This window comes from Botryobacter ruber (genome assembly GCF_003347595.2).
GTDB classification, from domain to species: Bacteria; Bacteroidota; Bacteroidia; order Cytophagales; family Hymenobacteraceae; genus Pontibacter; species Pontibacter ruber_A.
Genome location: NZ_QCZK02000017.1, coordinates 1 through 5,466 on the forward strand (window position 1 = coordinate 1; position 5,466 = coordinate 5,466).

Below are 5,466 nucleotides of genomic sequence, written 5' to 3' on the forward strand. Positions count from 1 at the left end.
TGGGTTGCTGCGCAGCAGCATAAAAAAGTAGCCCCGGCTAGCGGGGCTACACAAGATGAACATCCGTGACCTTTCGGCTGGGAGCTCTCTTTTGGGTAAGACAAAGATAACAAAATTATCCTATAAAAAAACTTGACTTTTAAGACAGTACCTTGTGGGCGAACTGCAGTCAAGCTAACTACTTGGTATTACTCGCGGCCATTAAAAGCAGAGCATCGACTTCATGTTGGTGCTCTGCTTTTGGTTTACGGGGATCCGGAGATCCCCGGCAGTTTACTTTCGGATGAAGACATCCGAAAGAGCGTTCGGCAGTTATTTTCGAGGAGCAGCGGGAGTGGTGGCAGCTGCAGCAGACTTTTAAGCAAGCATTAAATCACAGTAATCACTCCATCACCATCATCAACAGTTCAGAAAGGTTCTGCTGCACCTGCCACCATAGTCTCTGCTCTTCATTAAAAGGCAAATAGTACTTATACCGATCAGGGCTGATCCACCGTCTGCACCTCCATCAGGTACTCCACCAGGTTTTTCTCGTGCTCCAGGCCCAGTTTCTTGCGCAAGCGGTAGCGCCGGATCTCTACGCCCCGCACCGTAATGTTGAGCAGCGAGGCAATCTCTTTGCTGGACATGTTCATCCGGAGAAAGGCACAAAACCTTAGATCGTTGGGAGAGAGTTCGGGGTGCAGTGCTTTTAGTTTCCGGAAGTAATTTTCGTGCGCTTCGTTAAAGCTGTTTTCAAACAGGTTCCAGTCCCGTTCGCTGCTCATGCCCTCTCCAATAATCTTCTGTATCTTTTTCAGGTGATCGTCGGGCAGCTTTTTACCGCCGGCGTCTTTCAGCTGCGCAATTTCATCTTTCAGGCTCTGCAACAGCTCATTTTTGGAAACAATGTTTAAAGCGGAATTGGCCAGTTCCCTGCTTTTGGAAGCCAGTTCAGCTTCCAGTTGCTCGTTTTTCAGTTGCACAATCCGCTGTTCGTTGGCAATAGCCTCCTGCCGTAGGTACTCTTCTTTCTCCCGCTCCAGTTTTTCGTGAATGCGCTGCTGGTCGCGCTGCAGTTTGCGCTGGTACAGGTGCCGGAACAGGAAAAGCAGCAGGATGGCCAGCAAGCCATAGAGCAGGTAGGCCCAGGTGGTGGCATACCAGGGTGGCAGTACCGTAAATTCAAACGCCGTTACCGCCGATTCGGCCTCCTCGCCTACTTTTGCCCGTACCAGGAAGCGGTACTTTCCCCAGTCGAGGTTGGTAAATTCTTTTTCGGAGGCACTGCTCCAGTCTGACCAGCTGCTGGAATAGCCCTCCAGGTAATACTGGTACCGGGGCTGCACCGGGCTGTAGTACGGCAAAGCATAGGTAATCCGGAGGTTGTTTTCGTTGTAAGATATCTCCAGTCCGTTGGCAGCTGCTCCGCTTTCGGTAAGCGTGGTAAAGCTGCTGGTGGTGTTATGCACTTTCCGGATGATAACTGCCGGCAACTTCGTTTTTCTTTGCTGCTGCACCGCTTCGTTGTACACTACAAAGCCGTTATCGATGCTAACCAGGTACATGGAATTGCTGATGCGGCTGATGTTTTCGTAGAGCTGCACCATGTGCCCGTTCAGCATGGTAAACTGGCTGGTGTTGAGGGCTACCTGACCGGGTATACTGAAATCGGCCATGGCTACCCTGCCCTGGTTTATGAGCCAGTACTTCTGCCCGGTAGCTTTAATTACCTTGCTGGCATTGGCCAGCCTGCCAAGTTTCTGGTTTAGCTCTTCGTACCTGATAAATTTGTCGCTGATTTCGTCATACACATAAAAACCGGAGTCGGACGAAAACACCGTACGGTTCTCCAGCTTAAACACATAGATGTTGATGTTACCGGGCAGCCCGTCCCGCTGATCGTACTTCCTGACCGCCTCCACACGGGCCAGGTCGTCGCTCAGCCGGAGTTTGTGCAGCCCCCTGTAGTCGTGGCTCACCCAGAGATTCCCGGCATTGTCTTCTTCCAGGTAGAGCGATGGCTCGCTAAAGCCCCTGATTCTGTGCGACAAGCTCCAGTCGCCGTTGCTGTCTTTTTTGTACACGACCAGCCCGGTGTAGGTGCCCTGCAGCAGCAGGTCCGGGTTGGAGTTTACTTTCTTGATCACCCAGCCTCCTTTTACATCCGAAATTTTCTTTATCGTGGTGCCTTTTACCAGGAACGTACCCTCGTTATGCCCGCACAGCAGCTGCCCTTCTACCAGGCTCAGATCCCAGACCTGGCCCTGCGTATCGTCAATCATCTTAAAATCGAACGACTGCAGCGACAGGTTTTTCTGGTCGGACCACTCGCTGTAGAACAGGCCCTGGTTGGTGCCCAGGTATATTTTGTCTTCGTGGATGATGCTGGTGTAAACAGTTCCGAACTTGCCCGAGGTGTCGAAGTAATAGAAAAGCGGCGAGTTGACATCGAGGCGGTCGATGCCGTTATCCAGCCCGGCCCACAGGTTCTGCTCCTTATCGGTAAATAAACTTAGTACGGTGTTGTTCTGCAGCCCCTTCAGCTTATTGATATGCTGTACCAGCCTCCCCTGCGCATCCAAAATTACCACACCGTTCAGGATGGTACCAAAAGCAAAATATTTGCCCTGCACCAGCGCCCCGTTGTTGAGCTGGTATTTTTTCAGGAAGTCGTTTGCCTCGTTGGCCCAGGGCTTCACCTCCTGCCCGTCGTAAAGAAACAGGCCGTCTTTGGAGGTACCGATCAGGAATTTGTTTTCGCCGAAAGGCAGCACCGTATGCACCCCGGCTTTCCCCAGTTTGCCGTTGGCGACAAACTGCAGCGAATCGCCCTGTACCTGGTACAGGCCCCTGTCGATGCGTTCGATAAAATACTTATCCCCGGCTTTTAATAGAAACAGAAAAGGGCCCTGCCCGCTGATCGTCCTGATTTTCCCGTTTTCATAGATGTAGATGGTAGAAAAGGACTGGAAGTAGACTCTAGAACCATCCACATAAATCTTCCAGATTTCGTTTCTGAGCGATACAGACTCCGGCACCAGCGGAATTAGAGAGGTGTAGGTATACCTGCCCTCCTTGTTGTAGGACCAGTAGCCAAACTCTGCGAACCCGCCCACATACACCCGCCCTTTGCCATCGGCGGCTACTGCCCGGGCCACGATGCTTTGCGGCAGCTTATGCAGTTGCCAGTGCTCCCCGTCGTAAGCCAGCAAGCCCTCGTTGTTGCCGAAATACATCACGCCCCGCTCGTCTTTGGTAACAGACCAGTTCTTGTTGCCTGACTTGTAAACTGACTTCGGGTAGTTCTGGACAAACGGAAATCCCAGCCCCGGCGTATTCTGCGAAACAGCAGCAAACGCCTGGCAGACTAAAACGATGGTAAGTAGCAGGTATAACCGAACCTTTTTATACATCTAAAAAATTTACGACAGTTTTTAGCTGACATTGTTTTGTTCCAGGCGACGGAAGCGTTCCCGGATGCAAAAACCGTCTAACATGTGTTAGCAACTTCAAAGGTATAAAATTAATACCGCACCTGCCTATATATAGGAGCAAAATAGTAGCCGGAGCGGCAGCGGCTGTGGTGGCAGGTGCAGCAGGCCTGCCACCACAGCTCCTGGATGTACTTTTGAGGTAGCTGCAACTACAGGCCGGGCTTTTCCGGTTACGACAGCACCTAAACAGGGCTATATTACTGCCAGCCTTTCTGCTGCTTTAAGTTGGTAATGTGCGCCAGGTGGTGCCGGCCATGCCAGGCGTACAGGCCCAGGCATTCGTCCAGGAAAATTTCTTTGCCATGCTCCGGGTGAAGGAAGCTTTTTTTTAGGTCCGTTGCGGACAGACTCCGGAGCAGGAGCGCCCAGCGCTGGTGCAGGCCGTCCAGGATGTGTAAGGAAGTTGCAACAGGGGCTAATTTGCCATCCGGCAGTTCTGCCCAGCGCTCTTCAAAATAAGGTTTAACGGTGGGCTTGTCTTCGGTTAAGGCTAACTTAAACCGGATGAAGCTGTTCAGGTGGCTGTCGGCGCAGTGGTGCACGACCTGCCGGATGGTCCAGCCACCCGGACGGTAGGGCGTGTCCAGCTGCTCGTCCGACAGATGCGCCACCGCTGTGCTTAGCTGTTCCGGGAAACTGGCAATAGCCGCTATCCATTGCGCTACTTCTTCCGCGGTAATTTCTGCCGGTTTTTCAAACGGGCCAATCGGGTATCTTTGGGTATCGAATGTCATGGTCTGATGGAGGTGAAACTGAGTCTTTGTTCCTGCTTTTTCTGCGCTTTAAATATAAACAAAGATATTGATCCTGGGCTGCTGCACCTGCCTCCATTGCCGCTGCTCTTCCAAGGTGCCTGTTTTTTACCAATGGCGCAAGTGTTAAGCGCAGCAGTACTTGTAACTTTTAGCTATGCAACTGTAAGAAGGCTGTAAATTTAACGCTGTTCAGAGCGAAGTTTACAGCCTCTACCGCACCCCCTTTACTTTCATTTTCAGCCCATACACACTCCCCATGGCGGTAATAAAAAGCATTTTCCGGTCTTTCCCGCCGAAAACCACATTGGCGGTGTGCTTTTCGTCGATAGGGATGTGGGCTATCTGCTTGCCTTCTTTGCTGAACACGGTCACACCCTTGCCTGTGAGGTACACATTTCCCTGGTTATCGATGGTCATGCCGTCGGAGCCCATGGGGGCAAACAGCTTTTTGTTCATCAGCCTGCCGTCTTTCCCGATGTCGAACACGTAGGTTTCCCGGGCGCCGGGGTCGGCTACATACAGCTTGCTGCCGTCGGGGGTTCCTATAAGGCCGTTTGGCTTTACAAAGCTGGAGTCGATTCGGACAAACTGCTGGCGGCCGGGACTCAGGTAATACAGGTGTTCCCCGTCCTGCTGCCTTTCCGGGTTCCGTGTCCAGTAATTGCGCTTGTAGAGTGGGTCGGTAATATACATGCCGCCGTCGGGAGCTATCCAGATATCATTTGGTCCGTTGAGCAGCTTGCCGTCGTAGCCCGATACGAGCACCGTCGGTTTCCCGGACTTATCGAAGCTCCAGAGCTGGTTGTCCATGTCGGCAGCGGCTATCAGGTTACCCTGCTTGTCGAAATACAGCCCGTTGGAGCGCCCGGCCTCTTCGGAGAAAACAGTGAGTGCTCCGGTACCTGCCGACCAGCGGATGATTTTGTTGTTCGGCTGATCCGTGAAGTACACATTCCCTTCCGTATCCACGGCTGGTCCTTCGGTAAAGGAGTAGCCATCGCCAAGCTTTTCCAGCTGCGCTCCCTTGGCTACTATGCCTGTTTTGTCGGTAATTTGGGCCGGGAGCAGGATTGGCAGCAACAGGAGGAGCAGGATGCTGAGGCAGGCAAGGATCGTTTTAGGGTGTTTCATAGCGGGGGTCATTAGTGTCCAAACGTTGCTTTTTTATATCTATATAATCTACTGTAATTAAAGATGTTATACCTTGTTTTTGGATTTTTCGATTTGAAATGGGT

The 5,466-nt window shown here is 51.9% G+C and carries 3 protein-coding genes; all 3 read right to left on the minus strand.

Annotated elements, in window-relative coordinates:
- Window positions 1-479 precede the first annotated feature (479 nt).
- Window positions 480-3,395 (minus strand): triple tyrosine motif-containing protein, encoded by a 2,916-nt coding sequence (locus DCW36_RS03990; protein ID WP_114785030.1) that lies wholly within the window; start codon window positions 3,393-3,395, stop codon window positions 480-482.
- 278 nt (window positions 3,396-3,673) lie between these two features.
- Window positions 3,674-4,210 (minus strand): YfiT family bacillithiol transferase, encoded by a 537-nt coding sequence (locus DCW36_RS03995; protein WP_114785031.1) that lies wholly within the window; start codon window positions 4,208-4,210, stop codon window positions 3,674-3,676.
- Window positions 4,211-4,441: 231 nt separating this feature from the next.
- Complete coding sequence (locus DCW36_RS04000; RefSeq protein ID WP_114785033.1) at window positions 4,442-5,362, minus strand: SMP-30/gluconolactonase/LRE family protein; 921 nt, start codon at window positions 5,360-5,362, stop codon at window positions 4,442-4,444.
- Window positions 5,363-5,466: the final 104 nt, after the last annotated feature.

Excerpts from the sequence above, each read along its gene's own strand:
- DCW36_RS03990 (WP_114785030.1), bottom strand. The coding sequence starts at position 3,395 with ATGTATAAAAAGGTTCGGTTATACCTGCTACTTACCATCGTTTTAGTC.
- DCW36_RS03995 (WP_114785031.1), bottom strand. The coding sequence starts at position 4,210 with ATGACATTCGATACCCAAAGATACCCGATTGGCCCGTTTGAAAAACCG.
- DCW36_RS04000 (WP_114785033.1), bottom strand. The coding sequence starts at position 5,362 with ATGAAACACCCTAAAACGATCCTTGCCTGCCTCAGCATCCTGCTCCTC.